The 15,902-nt window shown below is 64.9% G+C and carries 14 protein-coding genes and 1 tRNA gene; 10 read left to right on the plus strand and 5 right to left on the minus strand.

Annotated elements, in window-relative coordinates:
- Positions 1–13 precede the first annotated feature (13 nt).
- Genes BI327_RS27995 through BI327_RS28005 form a run of 3 tightly spaced genes read left to right on the plus strand, consistent with a single transcriptional unit; the run spans position 14 to position 4,724 of the window.
- Positions 14–2,137 carry an ABC transporter permease gene (locus BI327_RS27995; protein ID WP_076864508.1) on the plus strand — a complete coding sequence of 708 codons (2,124 nt, stop codon included), beginning with the start codon at positions 14–16 and terminating at the stop codon, positions 2,135–2,137.
- A complete protein-coding gene (locus BI327_RS28000) occupies positions 2,134–3,231 on the plus strand; it encodes a hypothetical protein (RefSeq protein WP_076864509.1) in 1,098 nt (365 codons plus the stop codon). The genes BI327_RS27995 and BI327_RS28000 overlap by 4 nt, the downstream gene beginning before the upstream one ends.
- A complete protein-coding gene (locus BI327_RS28005; RefSeq protein WP_076864510.1) occupies positions 3,228–4,724 on the plus strand; it encodes a sugar ABC transporter ATP-binding protein in 1,497 nt (498 codons plus the stop codon). The genes BI327_RS28000 and BI327_RS28005 overlap by 4 nt, the downstream gene beginning before the upstream one ends.
- Positions 4,725–4,804: 80 nt before the next feature.
- Here the strand turns inward: BI327_RS28005 and BI327_RS28010 are convergent, their stop codons facing one another.
- The gene (locus BI327_RS28010; RefSeq protein WP_076864511.1) at positions 4,805–5,182 is read right to left on the minus strand and encodes a hypothetical protein; all 378 of its coding nucleotides are present in this window, start codon (positions 5,180–5,182) and stop codon (positions 4,805–4,807) included.
- A 303-nt stretch (positions 5,183–5,485) separates the two neighbouring features.
- Here BI327_RS28010 and BI327_RS28015 point away from each other — a divergent pair, with 303 nt between their 5' ends.
- Complete coding sequence (locus tag BI327_RS28015) at positions 5,486–7,516, plus strand: YgiQ family radical SAM protein (RefSeq protein ID WP_076864512.1); 2,031 nt, start codon at positions 5,486–5,488, stop codon at positions 7,514–7,516.
- A gap of 15 nt (positions 7,517–7,531) precedes the next feature.
- Here the strand turns inward: BI327_RS28015 and BI327_RS28020 are convergent, their stop codons facing one another.
- The 4 genes from BI327_RS28020 to BI327_RS28035 form a co-directional block, all read right to left on the minus strand.
- Positions 7,532–8,380: a sterol desaturase family protein gene (locus BI327_RS28020; RefSeq protein ID WP_076864513.1), complete on the minus strand. Its 849-nt coding sequence runs from the start codon at positions 8,378–8,380 to the stop codon at positions 7,532–7,534.
- A 234-nt stretch (positions 8,381–8,614) separates the two neighbouring features.
- Entirely contained in the window at positions 8,615–8,881 is a 267-nt protein-coding gene (locus BI327_RS28025) for a hypothetical protein (RefSeq protein WP_076864514.1), read from the minus strand.
- A 173-nt stretch (positions 8,882–9,054) separates the two neighbouring features.
- Positions 9,055–9,131, minus strand: a tRNA-Arg gene (locus BI327_RS28030).
- A gap of 154 nt (positions 9,132–9,285) precedes the next feature.
- The gene (locus BI327_RS28035) at positions 9,286–10,764 is read right to left on the minus strand and encodes a sensor histidine kinase (RefSeq protein ID WP_076864515.1); all 1,479 of its coding nucleotides are present in this window, start codon (positions 10,762–10,764) and stop codon (positions 9,286–9,288) included.
- A gap of 363 nt (positions 10,765–11,127) precedes the next feature.
- Here BI327_RS28035 and rpmH point away from each other — a divergent pair, with 363 nt between their 5' ends.
- The 6 genes from rpmH to argB all read left to right on the plus strand — a co-directional run bounded on the left by rpmH (position 11,128) and on the right by argB (position 15,864).
- Positions 11,128–11,262, plus strand: coding sequence for a 50S ribosomal protein L34 (gene rpmH / locus BI327_RS28040; protein ID WP_008542748.1), 135 nt, complete (start codon positions 11,128–11,130; stop codon positions 11,260–11,262).
- Between the two features lie 31 nt (positions 11,263–11,293).
- The gene (gene rnpA / locus BI327_RS28045) at positions 11,294–11,674 is read left to right on the plus strand and encodes a ribonuclease P protein component (RefSeq protein ID WP_076864516.1); all 381 of its coding nucleotides are present in this window, start codon (positions 11,294–11,296) and stop codon (positions 11,672–11,674) included.
- A 3-nt stretch (positions 11,675–11,677) separates the two neighbouring features.
- Positions 11,678–13,552, plus strand: a complete 1,875-nt coding sequence (gene yidC, locus BI327_RS28050; RefSeq protein ID WP_076864517.1) for a membrane protein insertase YidC — start codon at positions 11,678–11,680, stop codon at positions 13,550–13,552.
- Between the two features lie 130 nt (positions 13,553–13,682).
- Positions 13,683–14,336 carry a ribosome biogenesis GTP-binding protein YihA/YsxC gene (yihA, locus tag BI327_RS28055; RefSeq protein WP_076864518.1) on the plus strand — a complete coding sequence of 218 codons (654 nt, stop codon included), beginning with the start codon at positions 13,683–13,685 and terminating at the stop codon, positions 14,334–14,336.
- Positions 14,333–14,701, plus strand: a complete 369-nt coding sequence (locus BI327_RS28060) for a DUF423 domain-containing protein (RefSeq protein ID WP_076864519.1) — start codon at positions 14,333–14,335, stop codon at positions 14,699–14,701. Before yihA ends, BI327_RS28060 begins: the two co-directional genes overlap by 4 nt.
- A 269-nt stretch (positions 14,702–14,970) precedes the next feature.
- Positions 14,971–15,864: an acetylglutamate kinase gene (gene argB / locus BI327_RS28065; protein ID WP_029083632.1), complete on the plus strand. Its 894-nt coding sequence runs from the start codon at positions 14,971–14,973 to the stop codon at positions 15,862–15,864.
- The last annotated feature ends 38 nt before the right edge of the window (positions 15,865–15,902 follow it).

Consider the following 15,902-nt stretch of genomic DNA (forward strand, 5'->3'; position numbering starts at 1 on the left):
ACGCCTTGCTGGAATGCCGATGCGCGACACCTTGACGAGCCTGCGTTACCGCTACTGGCCGGATCATCTTCTCGGCGAGATCCTGTCCAAGCGTTGGACCGAGACGGCAATTCCGGTGATCCTGCTTTTGATCGTCGGCTTCGCGCTGAGCCGCTCCATCGATCACTTCCTGTCACCGGCGAGCCTTGCCGACACCGCACGCCAGGCCGGCGAGATCGGCTTCATCGGCCTCGGCATGGCGCTGGTGGTGATCGTCGGCGGCATCGATCTCTCGGTCGGCTCGATCTTTGCGCTGACGGATTTCTGCGCACTCTATCTGCTCGACGTGCTGAACTGGCCGGTGCCTGCGGTCGTCGTGGCCACCCTCGCCTGCGGCGCACTGCTCGGCGCCGTCAACGGCGTGCTGATCGGTTACTTGCGGCTCCGCGCCTTCATCACCACGCTGATCACGTTGATCATCTACCGCTCCGCGTTCGATCTCCTGATCCAGCGCTATTCCAATGCGATCGCGGCGGCCTTTCCCGACATCCCGTCCTGGAATTTCATCGGCGGCGGTGACGTGTTCGGCGTTCCGAGCGTGGCGCTGGTCTATATCGCGATCGCGATCTTCGGTCATATCTTCATGACCCGGCTGCGCCCGGGCTGGCACATCACCGCGATCGGTGGCTCGCGCCGCTCGGCCTATAACTCCGGCATCCCGGTTCGCCGCACCATCGCGCTCTGCTATGTCGCGAGCGGCGTGCTGACCAGCATCGCCGCGCTGTTCTTTGCCGCGCGCCTCGGCACCGTCGGCGGCGACATCGGCGTCGGCCTCGAGGTGATCGTGCTGACCGCGACCGTGCTCGGCGGCATCACGCTCGGCGGCGGCAAGGGCTCGGTCGCCAAATCTCTGGTCGGAGTGCTGATCGTGCTTCTCATCACCAACGGCCTGACCACGCTCAATGCGCGCGGCGGCATCAACCGCATGGCGCTCGCCGGGATCCTGCTGGTCGCCGCCATGGTCGACATCCGCTGGCAGAAGAACCGCACCCGCATCATCAGCAAGGTCTATGTCGCGCCGACCTATCACGCGCTGCCGCCGCCGCCTGCCACCGAGATCGGCCAGGGCGGCCCATTCGAGCAGAACGACAAGCTGCGCGACGTCGAGCTGATCGGGCTCGGCCGCATCGAGGCGCCCGAGGACGTGATCCTCGATCGCAACAACAATCTCTATGCCGGCTCGCGCCACGGCGACATCATGCGCTTCTTCGCGCCCGATTATCAGCGGATGGAGGTGTTCGCCCATATCGGCGGCCAGCCGCTCGGCATGGCGTTCGATCGGCAGGACAATCTCTATGTCTGCATCGGCGGCATGGGCCTGTACCGGATCACGCCCGACGGCACCGTGGAGAAGGCAACCGACGAGACCAATCGCAGCATGCATTCGGTGAACGACGACAGCCGGCTGCGGCTGGCCGACGACCTCGACATCACCGATGACGGCCTGATCTTCTTCTCGGAGGCGACCGTGCGCTACGAGATGGACGAATGGCCGATCGACGGCCTCGAGGCACGCGGCAACGGTCGCATCATCTGCTACGACACCAAGACCGGCGCCACGCATACCGCGCTGCGCGGCCTCAAATTCCCCAACGGCATCTGCGTCGCCAGCGACGGGGTGTCGATCCTGTTCGCCGAAACCTTCGGCTGCTCGATCAAGCGGCTGTGGTTTGCAGGGCCGAAGAAGGGCCAGGTCGAGGTCGTGATGGACAATCTGCCGGGCTACCCTGATAACATCAACCTCGCTTCCGACGGCAATTACTGGCTGGCGCTGGTCGGCATGCGCAGTCCCTCGCTCGATCTCGCCTGGAAGATGCCGGGCTTCCGCCGCCGCATGGCGAAGCGCGTCCCGGTCGACGAATGGCTGTTCCCGAACATCAACACCGGCTGCGTCGTCAAGTTCAACGAGCAGGGCAAGATCCTCGAATCGTTCTGGGATCTGCGCGGCGAGAACCATCCGATGATCACCTCGATGCGCGAGCATCGCGGCTATCTCTATCTCGGCGGCATCATGAACAACCGGATCGGCCGCTACAAGCTGACGAACGCCGACCCGAACTTCGTGCAGTATGACAAGCGCTGGGGGAAGCTGTCGTGATCGCGGCCGTCAGGGAATTCGCTAACCGCTTTCTCGGCCGTGGCGAGGCCACCATCACCGTGCCGTCATTCGACGGCGCACTCAAGCCGAATCAAAAACTCGAAGCCGCGACGACCTTGCTGGAATGCGAGGCGCCCGAAGACCTCGCAACCGACGGCCGCAACCTCTATGTTGCCGACGGCCGGCGCCTGCTGCGGCTCGACGGTGGCACAGCTATCGAGCTGCGCAGCTTCGAGCAGCCGATCTCGGCACTCTGCGCGCTCGCCGACGGCGGCATCGCGGTCGCGCTCGGCGGCCGCGAGGTACGCCTCTATGCCGATCCTTCCTCGGGCGAGCCGGGCGTAACGTTCAGCGACGCCGCCTTCAACGCGATTAACGCGCTGTCGCTGGCAGCCGACGGCACTTTGATCGCGACCGACGGCTCCGCGACCTGCGGGATCGACGATTGGGCACGCGACCTGATGGAGCTGAACCGGAGCGGCCGCGTGTTCCGGCTCGATCCCAAGACCGGATCAATGAAGCCGCTGGCTTCAAAGCTCGGCTACGCTTTCGGCGCCTGCGCACGTGGCAACGGCGTGCTGGTCAGCGAGAGCTGGCGGCATCGTCTCGTTCTCGTCGCGGACGGCAAGGCGCCGCAGATCGTGCTCGGTCACCTCCCGGTCTATCCGTCGCGGCTGTCGAAGGCCTCCGGCGGCGGCTATTGGCTGACCGCGTTCACCGCGCGCACCCAGCTGATCGAGTTCGTGCTGCGCGAGCCGGCCTACCGGCGCCGCATGATGGCCGAGATCGACCCGGCCTATTGGGTGGCGCCGCGGCTGCGCTCGGGCTTCTCGTTCAAGGAGCCGATGCAGGGCGCGCACATCAAGACGATGGGCGTCATCAAGCCGTGGGCGCCGCCGCGCTCTTACGGGCTCGTCATCCGGCTCGGCGAAGACGGCAAGCCGTTGTACTCGCTGCATAGCCGCGTCGACGGCATCAATCACGGCGTCGTCGCGGCGCTCGAGCTGGGCGGCGACCTCGTGCTGATCGCCAAGGGACCGGGCCGCGTGCTGAAACTGCCCCTCGCCGGGCTTGCCGAGGAGGTTGGCTCATGAGCGACACCGTGCTTTCGCTGCGCAAGGCCACCAAGCTTTACGCCGGCGTGCCCGCCATCGAAGGCGTCGACTTCGATCTCCGCCGCGGCGAGATCCACGCGCTGGTCGGCGAGAACGGCGCCGGCAAGTCGACGCTGACCAAGGTAATGGCCGGCGTCGTGACACTGACGTCGGGCAGCATGACGGTCGACGGCGCGGACGTCGCGCCGCGCACGCCGCTCGAGGCGCGCAATCTCGGCATTGCCATGGTGTTCCAGGAGAACAGCCTGGTGCCGACCATGACGGTGGCGCAGAATCTGTTCCTCGGGCAGGAGAAATTCTACAACCGGTTGCGCGGCATCTACATCGCCGCCCAGCAATTCCTGCAATCGCTGAATTTCGACGTGACCCCGACCGCGACCGTCAGCGGGCTCGGCGCCGCCAAGAAGCAGATGGTGGAGATCGCGCGCGCGGTCCTGCACAAGGCCAAGGTCATCATATTCGACGAGCCGACCGCATCGCTGACGCCGGAAGAGAAGAAGTATTTCTTCGACCTGGTCCGCGACCTCAAGAAGCGTGGCGTCTCGATCGTCTTCATCTCGCACGCGCTGGAAGAGGCCTTGCTGCTCGCGGACCGGATCACCGTGCTGCGCGACGGCAAGCACGTCATCACCGACGATGCGGCAAAATTCGACCGCGCGGCGATCGTGCAGGCGATGGTCGGCCGCGACCTCTCCAACACGCTGTATGGCGCGCGCAAGGCCAGCGTCCGGCCGGCCGGCGCGCGCGTGCTGACAGTGCAGAACCTCAAGATGGCGCCGATGGTGAAGAACAATTCGCTGTCGGTGTTTGCCGGGCAGATCACCGGCGTGTTCGGCCTGGTCGGCGCCGGCCGCACCGAGACCTTCAAGATCGTCTCCGGTGTGTTGAAGCGCGACTTCTTCCACGGCGGCGAGATCCTGCTGCACGACAAGCCGGTGCGCTACCGGGTTCCGGCGCCGGCGGTGAAAGCCGGCATCGCCTATGTGACCGAGGATCGCAAGGTCGAGGGCTTCTTCGAGACCGCCTCGATCGCCCGCAACATCTATCTCGGCCTGCTCTCCAAGTTTCCCGGCGGCCGCATGATGTTGTCGCGGCGCGAGACCAACACGGTCGGCAAGACCTGGACCCAGCGGCTGAAGGTTCGCGCCATCGGCGACGAGGCTAAGGTGGTCGAGCTGTCGGGCGGCAACCAGCAGAAGGTCGTGATCGCAAAATCCCTGGTGCAGGAGCCCGAGCTGATCATCTTCGACGAGCCGACCCGCGGCGTCGACGTCGGCGCCATTGTCGAGATTCACGAGCTGATCAACCAGCTCGCCGACGAGGGCAAGGCTGTCGTGGTGATCTCGTCCTATCTGCCCGAGATCATGGCGCTGTCCGACCGCATCCTGGTCTCGCGCCAGGGCAAGGTGGTCGAGGAATTCTCCGCGCTCGAAGCCACCGAGGAGAAGATCATGTACGCGGCGATCCATTGATCGCCGAAAGCTGGATCCGTTCTGGAGTCGCTCAAGCGGGCAGCGCGGCGCGAGACGGTGCCCACCACGTGGGTCGCCCGCTACTGCTTTGGACCGACGGTCCCGGTCGCCTTCAACCTAGCCGACCTCACCCAACCCGAGACGTCGTTGCCGCCTCGCGGATTGAGGTACATCACCGACGACCAGCCGTCATTGGTTTGCGCATAGGCGACGAGCTCGTCGTTCGGAATGACGAACACCCCTTTGATCGGGCAGTGCAGATTCGGCGCCGAGTAGAATTGCAGCCGTCCCTTGCCCGTCACCACATTGGCGAGCGGTGGCGAGAAGATCGGGACGCGGTCGGTGCCGGTCTTCGGCTCCTTGCAGCTCGACGGCGTCTGCGCATGGACGGTCGCGCCGAGCGCACCGAGCATCACGGCAGCGCCGACCAAACAGGCGAGTACCGATCTGTCCGACATCTTTCACTCTCCCAGATCGCGACGATGGCGATCTCCCGGTGTTTGTCGCCGGACAGCCCGAGCAGGTTCTACGGATCCGATCGAGATTGCATGCTCCAGCCCCCGCCAGCCCTCACCCGGTCGCCCGATCGGAAGGCCCGGCAACCATCTTTTATGCCATTGAGATATCGACGTGATTTTCTGCTCGTCATTCCGGCCCCGCTGGGCAGGGGCGGAACTCGTCGGGAGGCGCAACACGCCACCGGGCCGCGCGGCGCGCTGATTGGTTGAATTCACGACGCGGGCGTCTTATGCGTGGTCGCCATGAACAGCCTCGCCACCGCCGATATGTCCCTGACGTCATGGCCGCGCCATCTGGCGCGCCCCGACAAGCCGGCGCCATTCCTGCCGATGAACCGCGCCGAGATGACGGCGCTCGGCTGGGACCAGTGCGATATCGTGCTGGTGACGGGCGATGCCTATGTCGACCATCCGAGCTTCGGGATGGCGATCATCGGCAGGCTCCTGGAGGCTCAGGGCTTCAGGGTCGGCATCATCGCGCAGCCCGACTGGCAGTCGGCCGAGCCATTCAAGGCGCTGGGAAAGCCGCGCGTGTTCTTCGGCGTGACCGGCGGCAACATGGATTCGATGGTCAACCGCTATACGGCAGACCGGCGGCTGCGCCACGATGACGCCTATACGCCGGAGGGCGAGGGCGGCCGCCGGCCGGACCGCTGCACCATCGTCTACGCGCAGCGCTGCCGCGAAGCGTTCAAGGACGTGCCGATCGTGCTCGGCGGCATCGAGGCGTCGCTGCGGCGCATCGCGCATTACGACTATTGGTCCGACAAGGTGCGCCGCTCGGTGCTGGCCGACGCCAAGGCCGACCTTCTGCTCTACGGCAACGCGGAACGCGCCGTCGTCGAGGTGGCGCACAGGCTCGCCAATGGTGAAGCGCCGCGCGATCTCGACTCGATCAGGGGCGTCGCGCTGTTCCGCCGCGTGCCCGAGGATTACGCCGAGCTGCATGCCGACGATCTCGACTCCGCCGACGAGGGCGCATCGCGCCAGCCCGGCAACATCGTGATCCGCCTGCCGGCCTGCGAGCAGGTCGAGCAGGACCGCGAAGCCTACGCCCGCGCCTCGCGCGTGCTGCATCGGGAGAGCAATCCCGGCAATGCGCGGCCACTCGTGCAGCGTCACGGCGACCGCGATTTGTGGCTCAATCCGCCGCCGATCCCGTTGTCGACGGCCGAGATGGACGCCGTCTACGACCTGCCCTACGCGCGTGCGCCGCATCCCTCCTACAAGGACGCCAAGATCCCGGCCTGGGAGATGATCCGCTTCTCTGTAACGATCATGCGCGGCTGCTTCGGCGGCTGCACCTTCTGCTCGATCACCGAGCACGAAGGCCGCATCATCCAGAACCGCTCGGAGGGCTCGATCCTGCGCGAGATCGAGCGCATCCGCGACAAGACGCCGGGCTTCACCGGCGTGATCTCCGACATCGGCGGACCGACCGCCAACATGTACCGGATGGCGTGCAAGGATCCCAAGATCGAGGCGGCATGCCGGCGGCCGTCCTGCGTCTTCCCCGAGATCTGTCCGAACCTCAACACCTCGCATGACGACCTGATCCGGCTCTATCGCAAGGTGCGCGAGGTGAAGGGCGTCAAGCGGGTGATGGTGGCCTCGGGCGTGCGCTACGACCTTGCGGTGGAGAGCCCCGAATACATCAAGGAGCTCGTCACCCATCACGTCGGCGGCTACCTGAAGATCGCGCCCGAGCACACCGAGCGCGGCCCGCTCGACAAGATGATGAAGCCGGGCATCGGCGCCTACAATCGCTTCAAGAAGATGTTCGATGCCGCCGCCGAGCAGGCCGGCAAGAAATACTATTTGATCCCGTATTTCATCGCCGCGCATCCGGGCACGACCGACGAGGACATGATGAACCTCGCGCTGTGGCTCAAGAAGAACCGCTACCGCGCCGACCAGGTGCAGACGTTCCTGCCCTCGCCGATGGCGACCGCCACGGCGATGTACCACACCGGCGTCAATCCGCTACGCGGCGTGCGCCGCGGCGCCAGCGACAAGGTCGAGGCGATCAAGGGTCTCCGGCAGCGCCGGTTGCACAAGGCGTTCCTGCGCTATCACGACCCGGACAACTGGCCGCTGCTGCGCGAGGCACTGAAGCAGATGGGCCGCGCCGATCTGATCGGCTCGCGCCCCGACCAGCTCGTGCCCGCACACCAGCCGCCCGGCACCGGCAAGGCCGCCGGCACGCGACGACCGCTGCGCCCGGACAACCGGACTCAGCGCTTCACCACCAAGGGCTTGCGGATGGGCAAGTGAGAAGCCGTCGCCGACTTAAGGCCCGCTGATCCCGGCAACCGGGGGAACAGCACCAGGAGCCGCTTCACTCAATTCATTCTGAGACTTCCGACGGCGGAGATGCCGGATCGGCCAGATCACGCTGTTGATGAAGTCCACCCGCTCGGCAGGCACAAGGCCTGTTGCGGGATACTCGTCCGGCTTCGGCACGCAGGCCGTGCCGAACAGAATGTCCAGCAGCGGAAAGAACGCGGCAAAATTCTTGTCACGATGCTCGGGATGGACCGAGTGATGGATGCGGTGCCATTGCGGATTGTTGATCCATGTCACATAGCGGCCGAGCGGGATGCGGACGTTGAGATGCGCGCACGCATCGGGAATGAAGAAGATAAATCCCACGGCAATCGCCATGTTCGCCGGGATGTGAAACAGGATCGCCATGACTGGAAGAAAGGCGTCGCTCAGCACCCTCTCCAGCCAGAAGTGCCGGGCGCCGGTGATGAACGTGATGCCGTTCGCGCTGTGATGGAACGAATGCATCGCCCACAGAAACGGGATCGCGTGCTGCAGACGATGGTACGTGTATTTGTAGAGATCGAGCGCGACGACGACGATGGCGAACGAGACGTACCACCAGTAGCCTTCAGTCGGTAGCTTGATCCAACCGAGCCCGGCATAGCTCGCAATCGCCGCCGCGCTGATCGCCGCGAGCGGAGCGAGCATGTTCTCCAGGCCGACACTCACGATGACCGCGACCCAGTCATCGCGAAACTCGCCATAGGGAACGTCTGCAATAGGCCACTTCTTTTCCAGGATACGGCTGGTGTAGACGACCCCTAGAAATACCGCCGCGTAGAAGACGGCGTTTGAAATCTCAGTCGGCATGAGGGACGCCTCGCCGGTTCAATAGGATGGTCAAAAGGAATAAAAACAATTTGGTAGCCTATGGGCTGAAAGGCTTATTTTTTCCCAACGCCCGGGCGGGCGCAAGCAGGGGTTTTACGGGCGGTTAACGCCAGTCGTTCAACGCCCAACTCTGCTGGCGCACGCCGCGATTTGTACGGCACAAAAAAAGCCCGCGACGTCGTCGCGGGCTTTTGTCGGAGACGGCTATGCCGGTCAGTGCAGCGAGCGGTCGGTGCGGACCGACGCCCGCGCGGTCGTGATCTTGTTTCGCGGCGTCAGCACGCTGAGCTGGTGCGGCGTGGCCGACGTCGCGGCTGCCGGCGCCTGCTCGTTTGCATTGGCGGCACCAAGCACGCCGGCCTGCATCGGCGAGATCGGCAGGCCCGCGGCTTCGTAAGTCGGAAGCTCCGCAGCCGACACGACCGTTGCACTCGCGATCGCGAGGGTGGCGGCAATGATGGAGAGGGAAATCTTGGTCACTTGAAGGCTCCTCAATCGGACTTGAGAAGCAGACATAGACTCACTTTGTTGCAATGCAATAACAACATGCCGCATCGCACAAATATTTGACCCGCGCCCGCCGCAGGCGACCACGGCATGGCGCGCTCGCCGCGCGGCGCATGCCTTAAAAACCCAATGAAAACAAAGATGAATGGCGCGCCCGGAACGATTCGAACGTCCGACCCTCAGATTCGTAGTCTGATGCTCTATCCAGCTGAGCTACGGGCGCATTTTCGCGGGTCAGGCTTGAAGCCCGGATGGCTCCGGGAGCCCCGGAACGTCGCGAAAGAGCGCTCTAGCTACAGGCTCCCGGTCCGGTTGGCAAGGTCTGGAAGCGGCAATTTCGGCTCCGGTTTGAGCCGCCCCGGAATACCGGGACCCCGTTACGCCCTCGCCCGCTCGCTGCGGACCGACAGCAGTTCCACCGGGCGATCCGGGATCGAGATCCGGAAGGTGGCGCCGATGGTGCCCTCGACCAGGTGGATATGGCCGCCATGGGCGCGGATCAGCTCGGCGGCGATCGCGAGGCCAAGCCCGCTGCCGCCGGGACGGCCGGAGGTCTGGAACGCCTCGAACAGATGCTCGCGCGCCTTGGCCGGCACGCCGGGGCCGGTGTCGGAGACCTCGATGATCGCAACCGTGCCCTCGCGGCGGCCGGTGATCCGGATCTGCTGGGCGCCGCCATCGCTGTCCGGCCGGGTTTCCAGCGCCTGCGTCGCGTTGCGCACCAGATTGAGCAGCACGCGAAACAGCTGGTCCGGATCGGCGTCGATGGTCAGCCCGCGCTCGATCGCGCTGATCCAGGTGATCGAGACATCGGTCGCAAGCCCGGCCGATTCCCGCACCTCGGCAACCGCGGGCTCCACCATGATGACGCGGCGGTCGGGTGCCGCCTCCTGCGCACGGCCATAGGACAACGTCGACTGGCAGAAGGCGATGGCGCGCTCGAGCGAGCGCAGCAATTTCGGCGCAAAGCGCTGCACCCGCGGGTCGGGCACGCTGGCGAGCTGGTCCGACAGCAATTGCGAGGATGCCAAGAGGTTGCGCAGGTCATGGTTGATCTTGGAAACGGCAAGCCCGAGGGCCGCGAGCCGGCTCTTCTGATGCAGCATCGAGACGAGGTCGCGCTGCATGTCCGACAGCTCGCGCTCGGCAACGCCGATCTCGTCGCCCCGCTGGCTCGGCACGATGATTCGCGCCGAACTTTCCGGATTCTCGTGGAAGCCGACCAGGCTCGCGGTCAGCCGCCGCATCGGACGGACGAACAGATAATGCAGCGCCAGGTAGACCAGGCCGGCGGTGAGGCCGGCGATCAACAGCGCGACGACCAGCACGTTGCGCGAGAAGCGGTACATCGCCTGCCGCAGCGGCTTCTCGTCGATCACGACCTCGATGAATTGCGCCTGGCCCGGCGCGGGGCCGACCACGCGAATGGTCTGGTCGCCATGCTCCAGCATGATCTCGAACGCATCGACGATCGCCGACCACACCGTCATGCTCCGCATGTCGACGTCATGGTCGATCGAGGCCGGCAGGTCGGCGCTGGCGAGCAGGCGGCGCTGCTGTCCGAGCTTGATGGCAACGGCACGGGCGCCGATGCTGGTGAGGATCTGCCGCGCCAGCGAATCCGGCACCAGGCCGGAGGGGGCGGCATCGAGCACCAGCGCCGCGGTATTGGCGGCGGCCAGCCGGTCATTGAGCCGGTTCATGCGGAAGTTGGCGATCGCAGGCACGTAGATCAGGAGCCCGGCGATCATCACCAGGGGGATCGTCAGCAGCAAAAGCTTGCCCGACAACCCGAGCCGAAGGGCCGGCTTGGGCCGCTGGTTCTGCGCGGTCGCCTGATCGTCAGTTAGAGCCACAAGATAAGGCCTTGTTTGGCTTAGGGGTCGGAAGATGCGGCCCGGCCCCCAAGCCGGTCAAATTACGGATCGCTAATGTCGGCGGTTCCCGGACCGCCGCAAAGCGTCCTCCTACCGTCAAATACCCCGCGAAATCAGATATATTCGCCCCAATTGCGACGTTTCAAAGAAGCCTTTTTGCGACGCGCTGTGACATTGACGAAAACAGGGCGCTCCCTTATAAGCCGCGCCAACTGTCCGCGATGGCCCGGTCTTGACCGGGGGCGGCTCTTTGGGGCCGTAACCGGCTCGTTTGGGCCTGCCAGCATCACCGGACTCCATCTCAATACAACGGCAAATTGCCCGGTCAGCGGAGAATTACCCGTGAAGCGGACTTATCAACCCAGCAAACTGGTGCGCAAGCGCCGTCACGGCTTCCGCGCCCGTCTCGCCACGGCCGGCGGCCGCAAGGTCCTCGCTGCACGTCGCGCGCGTGGCCGCAAGCGCCTGAGCGCCTGAGCCCGGACGTCTCCTCTCCGGAGATACCATTATGGATCGGCTGAGGCAGCGGGCGGATTTCCTCGCCGTTGCCAATGGCGCACGGGCGAATACCACAGCTTTTGTGCTGCAGGGCCGCCGCCGCGACGACCAGGGCCCGATCCGCGTCGGCTATACCGTCACCAAGAAGAATGGCACCGCGACCGAGCGCAACCGCATTCGCCGCCGGCTTCGCGAAGTGATGAGACGGGTCGATGCCGTATTCATGCGGCCGCACCATGATTATGTGCTAGTCGGCCGTCGTGACGCGCTGACCCGCGACTTTGCGACCATGATTGACGACCTGCGGTCGGCGCTGCGCCGCCTCGACCGGCCTGCGCAAAAGGCGGGTAACAAGAGCGCGCCCAATCCGAATGGAATGACGAGACCCTAAGAGATGTCCGACAACCGCAATACGATCCTTGCCGTCATTCTGTCCGGCCTCGTCCTGATCGCCTGGCAATATTTCTACAATGTGCCGCAGATGGAGAAGCAGCGCGAGGCGCAGAAGCAGGCCGAGTTGCTGAAGCCGGCGCCGCAGGCCACGCCGGGTGCCGCGCCTGGCGCCGCTCCCGGAACCGCAGCAACGCCCGCCCCGGCGACGCCGGGCACACCTGCTGCCGACGCACCGGTGGCGAGCCGCGAGACGGTGCTCGCCTCCGGCCCGCGCATCAAGATCGACACCCCGCGCGTCATCGGCAGCGTCGCGCTGAAGGGCGCCCGGATCGACGATCTGGCGCTGGTCCAGTTCCGTGAGACGGTCGACCCGAAATCGCCGGCCGTCGTGCTGCTGTCACCGTCCGGTACGGCCGAGCCTTATTATGCCGAGTTCCTGTGGCTGACCGCCAACGGCTCGTCGGTGAAGACTCCGGATGCCGAAACCGTCTGGCAGCAGGAGGGTTCGAACGGCCTGTCGCCGGGCACCCCGGTGGTTCTGAAATACGAGAACGGCCAGGGCCTGACCTTCCGCCGCACCATCTCGATCGACGATCGCTACCTCTTCAGCATCAAGGACGAGGTCATCAACCAAGGCAGCGCGCCGGTGACGCTGTATCCGTTCGGCCTGATCTCGCGCGGCGGCAAGCCGCCGGTCTCCGGCTACGCGATCCTGCACGAAGGCCCGATCGGCTATCTCGGCGAACACGGCCTGCAGGAATTCACCTACAAGAACCTCGACGAGGCCAAGACCCCGACCGGCGGCAACTCGCGCGGCATCGTGTTTTCGAAGGTCACCGACGGCTGGCTCGGCATCACCGACAAATACTGGGCGACCGCGCTGCTGCCGGAAACCAATGCGACGCTGGACAGCGCCCGCTTCACGACCGGCGACAAGCGCTACCAGGCCGACTACATGCTCGGCGCGCAGACCATTCCGATCGGCGGCACGGGCGTTGCCAATGCGCGGCTGTTCGCCGGCGCCAAGGAGGCCGCCACCGTCGGCCTCAACTTCCCGCTGGTCGGCTTCGGCGGCTACAACAAGCAGCTCGGCCTCAACCATTTCGATCTCCTGATCGACTGGGGCCATTTCTACTTCATCACCAAGCCGATGTTCCTGGCGCTGGACTGGTTCTATCGCCTGGTCGGCAATTTCGGCATCGCGATCCTCTTGGTGACCGTGATCGTGAAGCTGTTGTTCTTCCCGCTCGCCAACAAGTCCTACGCCTCGATGGCGAAGATGAAGTCGGTGCAGCCGCAGCTCCAGGCGCTGAAGGAACGCTATCCTGACGACCGCGTGAAGCAGCAGCAGGAGATGATGGAGATCTACAAGAAGGAGAAGATCAACCCGATCGCCGGTTGTCTTCCCGTCGCCTTGCAGATCCCGGTGTTCTTCTCGCTGTACAAGGTGCTGTTCATCACCATCGAGATGCGGCACGCACCGTTCTTCGGCTGGATCAAGGACCTCTCGGCGCCCGATCCGACCAATCTGTTCACGCTGTTCGGCTTGATCCCGTTTGATCCGATCGCGCTGCTCGGACCGCATTTCGGCGCCTATCTGGTGATGGGCATCTGGCCGATCATCATGGGCATCACGATGTGGGTGCAGATGAAGTTGAACCCGGCGCCGCCGGATCCGACCCAGAAGATCATCTTCGACTGGATGCCGCTGATCTTCACCTTCATGCTGGCCGGCTTCCCGGCGGGTCTCGTGATCTACTGGGCCTGGAACAACACGCTTTCGGTGCTCCAGCAGAGCTTCATCATGCGCAAGAACGGCGTGAAGGTGGAGCTGTTCGACAATCTGAAGTCGACGTTCGCCAAGAAGCCGACATAGCTTCCGGCAACCTCGCCCGATCACTGCGTCATGCCCGGCCTTGTGCCGGGCATCCACGTATTGGAGGGTAGCAAGACGTTCACGTGAACGGTCGGATCTGCTCCGGCCACGACGAAATGGGATCCTTCGCATGACCGCCGAACCCGATGCGGCGCTGATCGAGCAGGGCCGAAAGCTGTTCGCCGGCGACTGGCGCTTCATCTGGGCCTCGCCCTCGATCGAGACGCTGCCGCCGATGGCCGGCCTCGAGGTCGCTTTTGCCGGCCGCTCCAATGTCGGCAAGTCGAGCCTGATCAACGCGCTGACCGGCCGCAGTGCGCTCGCGCGTACCTCGCATACGCCGGGCCGCACTCAGGAACTGATCTTCTTCGAGGGCCCGGAGAACGCGAACTTCCGCCTGGTCGACATGCCCGGCTACGGCTACGCCTCGGCGCCGAAGACCAAGGTGGCGTCGTGGACGGCGCTGATCCACAAATTCCTGCTCGGGCGCGCGACGCTGGCACGGGTCTATGTGCTGATCGATGCACGCCACGGCATCAAGGACGTCGATCTCGACGTGCTGAAGACGCTGGACAAGTCCGCGGTCAGCTACCAGGTCGTGCTGACCAAGGCCGACCAGGTCAAGGCCGGCGAACTGAAGACCACAATCACCGATACCATCGCGACGCTGGCAAAGCATCCCGCCGCCTTCCCCGAGGTGCTGGTGACCTCGTCACGCACCGGTGACGGCATGCCGGAGTTGCGCGCCGCCATGGTGCGCCTGATCGAGGAACGGCGCCGATGAACGGCGCGTCCCGCCTTCTGATCGTCTGTGCCGCCATCATGGGCGCCTGCGGCGTGATGCTGGCGGCGGCCGCCGCCCATCTGCCTGACGCCACGCGGCTGGCCGCGGCGTCCTCGATGCTGCTGTTCCACGCCCCCGCCATCATCGCGAGCATTGCGGTCGCGGATCGCGCGATCGTCCATGCGAAGCTCGGAATCGTGGCGGCGGCAGGCTTCGTCATCGCGGCGTCATTGTTCGCCGGCGACCTCGTGCTGCGCCAATATGCCGGCCACGGATTGTTTCCGATGGCCGCGCCGACCGGCGGAACGCTGCTGATCCTGAGCTGGCTGGTGCTGGCGGTGTCAGCCATGTGGCCGAGGCGTTGACCGTTAGCCCTCTTCGTTCTCCCCTTGTGGGAGAAGGTGGCCATAGGCGGCCTTCGGCCGCCGTTCTCATAGAACGCCGATGCTGCGCATCGGCTATGCGCAATCCGCGCCGGACGAGGGGTCTCTATCCGCGGAGACAGACCCCTCACCCCGCTTCGCTGCGCGAAGCGACCCTCTCCCACAAGGGGAGAGGGTCAAGACGCTTTGCGCCCTGCCCGGCAATCAGATAGAACCGCGCCCGTCCCTCCGCTGACGATGAGACCAGCCCCATGACCGACCAGCACATCAGCCCGCTCGATCAGGCCCGCATCCTGTCCGAGGCGCTGCCGCACATGCAGGAATATGACGAGGAGACCATCGTCATTAAATATGGTGGCCATGCCATGGGCGCCGAGGACACCGCCAAGGCGTTCGCGCGCGATATCGTGCTGCTCGAACAGACCGCGATCAACCCGGTGGTCGTGCACGGCGGCGGGCCGCAGATCGCGACCATGCTGAAGCGCCTCGGCATCCAGTCGGAATTCGCCGCCGGCCTGCGCATCACCGATGCTGCGACCATCGAGATCGTCGAGATGGTGCTGGCCGGCTCGGTCAACAAGCAGATCGTCGGCTACATCAACGAGGCCGGCGGCAAGGCCGTGGGGCTGTCCGGCAAGGACGGCAACATGGTGAAGGCGTCGAAGACGACGCGCACCATGGTCGACCCCGATTCCAACATCGAGAAGGCGGTCGATCTCGGCTTCGTCGGCGACCCCGAGAAAGTCGACCTCACGCTGCTCAACCAGCTGATCGGCTATGAGCTGATCCCGGTGCTGGCGCCGCTGGCGACCTCGCAGGACGGCCAGACGCTGAACATCAACGCCGACACCTTTGCCGGCGCGATCGCCGGCGCGCTGAAGGCCAAGCGCCTGCTGCTGCTGACCGACGTGCCCGGCGTGCTCGACAAGTCCAAGAAGCTGATTCCGGACCTGTCGATCAAGGAAGCCCGCAAGCTGATCGCCGACGGCACGATTTCCGGCGGCATGATCCCGAAGGTCGAGACCTGCATCTACGCACTCGAACAGGGCGTGCAGGGCGTCGTGATCATCGACGGCAAGACCCAGCACGCGGTGCTGCTCGAGCTCTTCACCAACCAGGGCACCGGCACGCTGATCCATAAGTAATGGCAGACGCGGGACACACGGCGAGGATCCCTCGCCGG

Origin of the sequence: Bradyrhizobium mercantei, assembly GCF_001982635.1 — a bacterium.
GTDB lineage: Bacteria > Pseudomonadota > Alphaproteobacteria > Rhizobiales > Xanthobacteraceae > Bradyrhizobium > Bradyrhizobium mercantei.

Coding starts and splice junctions, on each gene's coding strand:
- BI327_RS28060 (WP_076864519.1), top strand. CDS start 14,333: ATGAACGGCGCGTCCCGCCTTCTGATCGTCTGTGCCGCCATCATGGGC.
- BI327_RS28005 (WP_076864510.1), top strand. CDS start 3,228: ATGAGCGACACCGTGCTTTCGCTGCGCAAGGCCACCAAGCTTTACGCC.
- BI327_RS28010 (WP_076864511.1), bottom strand. CDS start 5,182: ATGTCGGACAGATCGGTACTCGCCTGTTTGGTCGGCGCTGCCGTGATG.
- argB (WP_029083632.1), top strand. CDS start 14,971: ATGACCGACCAGCACATCAGCCCGCTCGATCAGGCCCGCATCCTGTCC.
- rnpA (WP_076864516.1), top strand. CDS start 11,294: ATGGATCGGCTGAGGCAGCGGGCGGATTTCCTCGCCGTTGCCAATGGC.
- BI327_RS28020 (WP_076864513.1), bottom strand. CDS start 8,380: ATGCCGACTGAGATTTCAAACGCCGTCTTCTACGCGGCGGTATTTCTA.
- yihA (WP_076864518.1), top strand. CDS start 13,683: ATGACCGCCGAACCCGATGCGGCGCTGATCGAGCAGGGCCGAAAGCTG.
- BI327_RS28015 (WP_076864512.1), top strand. CDS start 5,486: ATGAACAGCCTCGCCACCGCCGATATGTCCCTGACGTCATGGCCGCGC.
- yidC (WP_076864517.1), top strand. CDS start 11,678: ATGTCCGACAACCGCAATACGATCCTTGCCGTCATTCTGTCCGGCCTC.
- BI327_RS27995 (WP_076864508.1), top strand. CDS start 14: ATGCCGATGCGCGACACCTTGACGAGCCTGCGTTACCGCTACTGGCCG.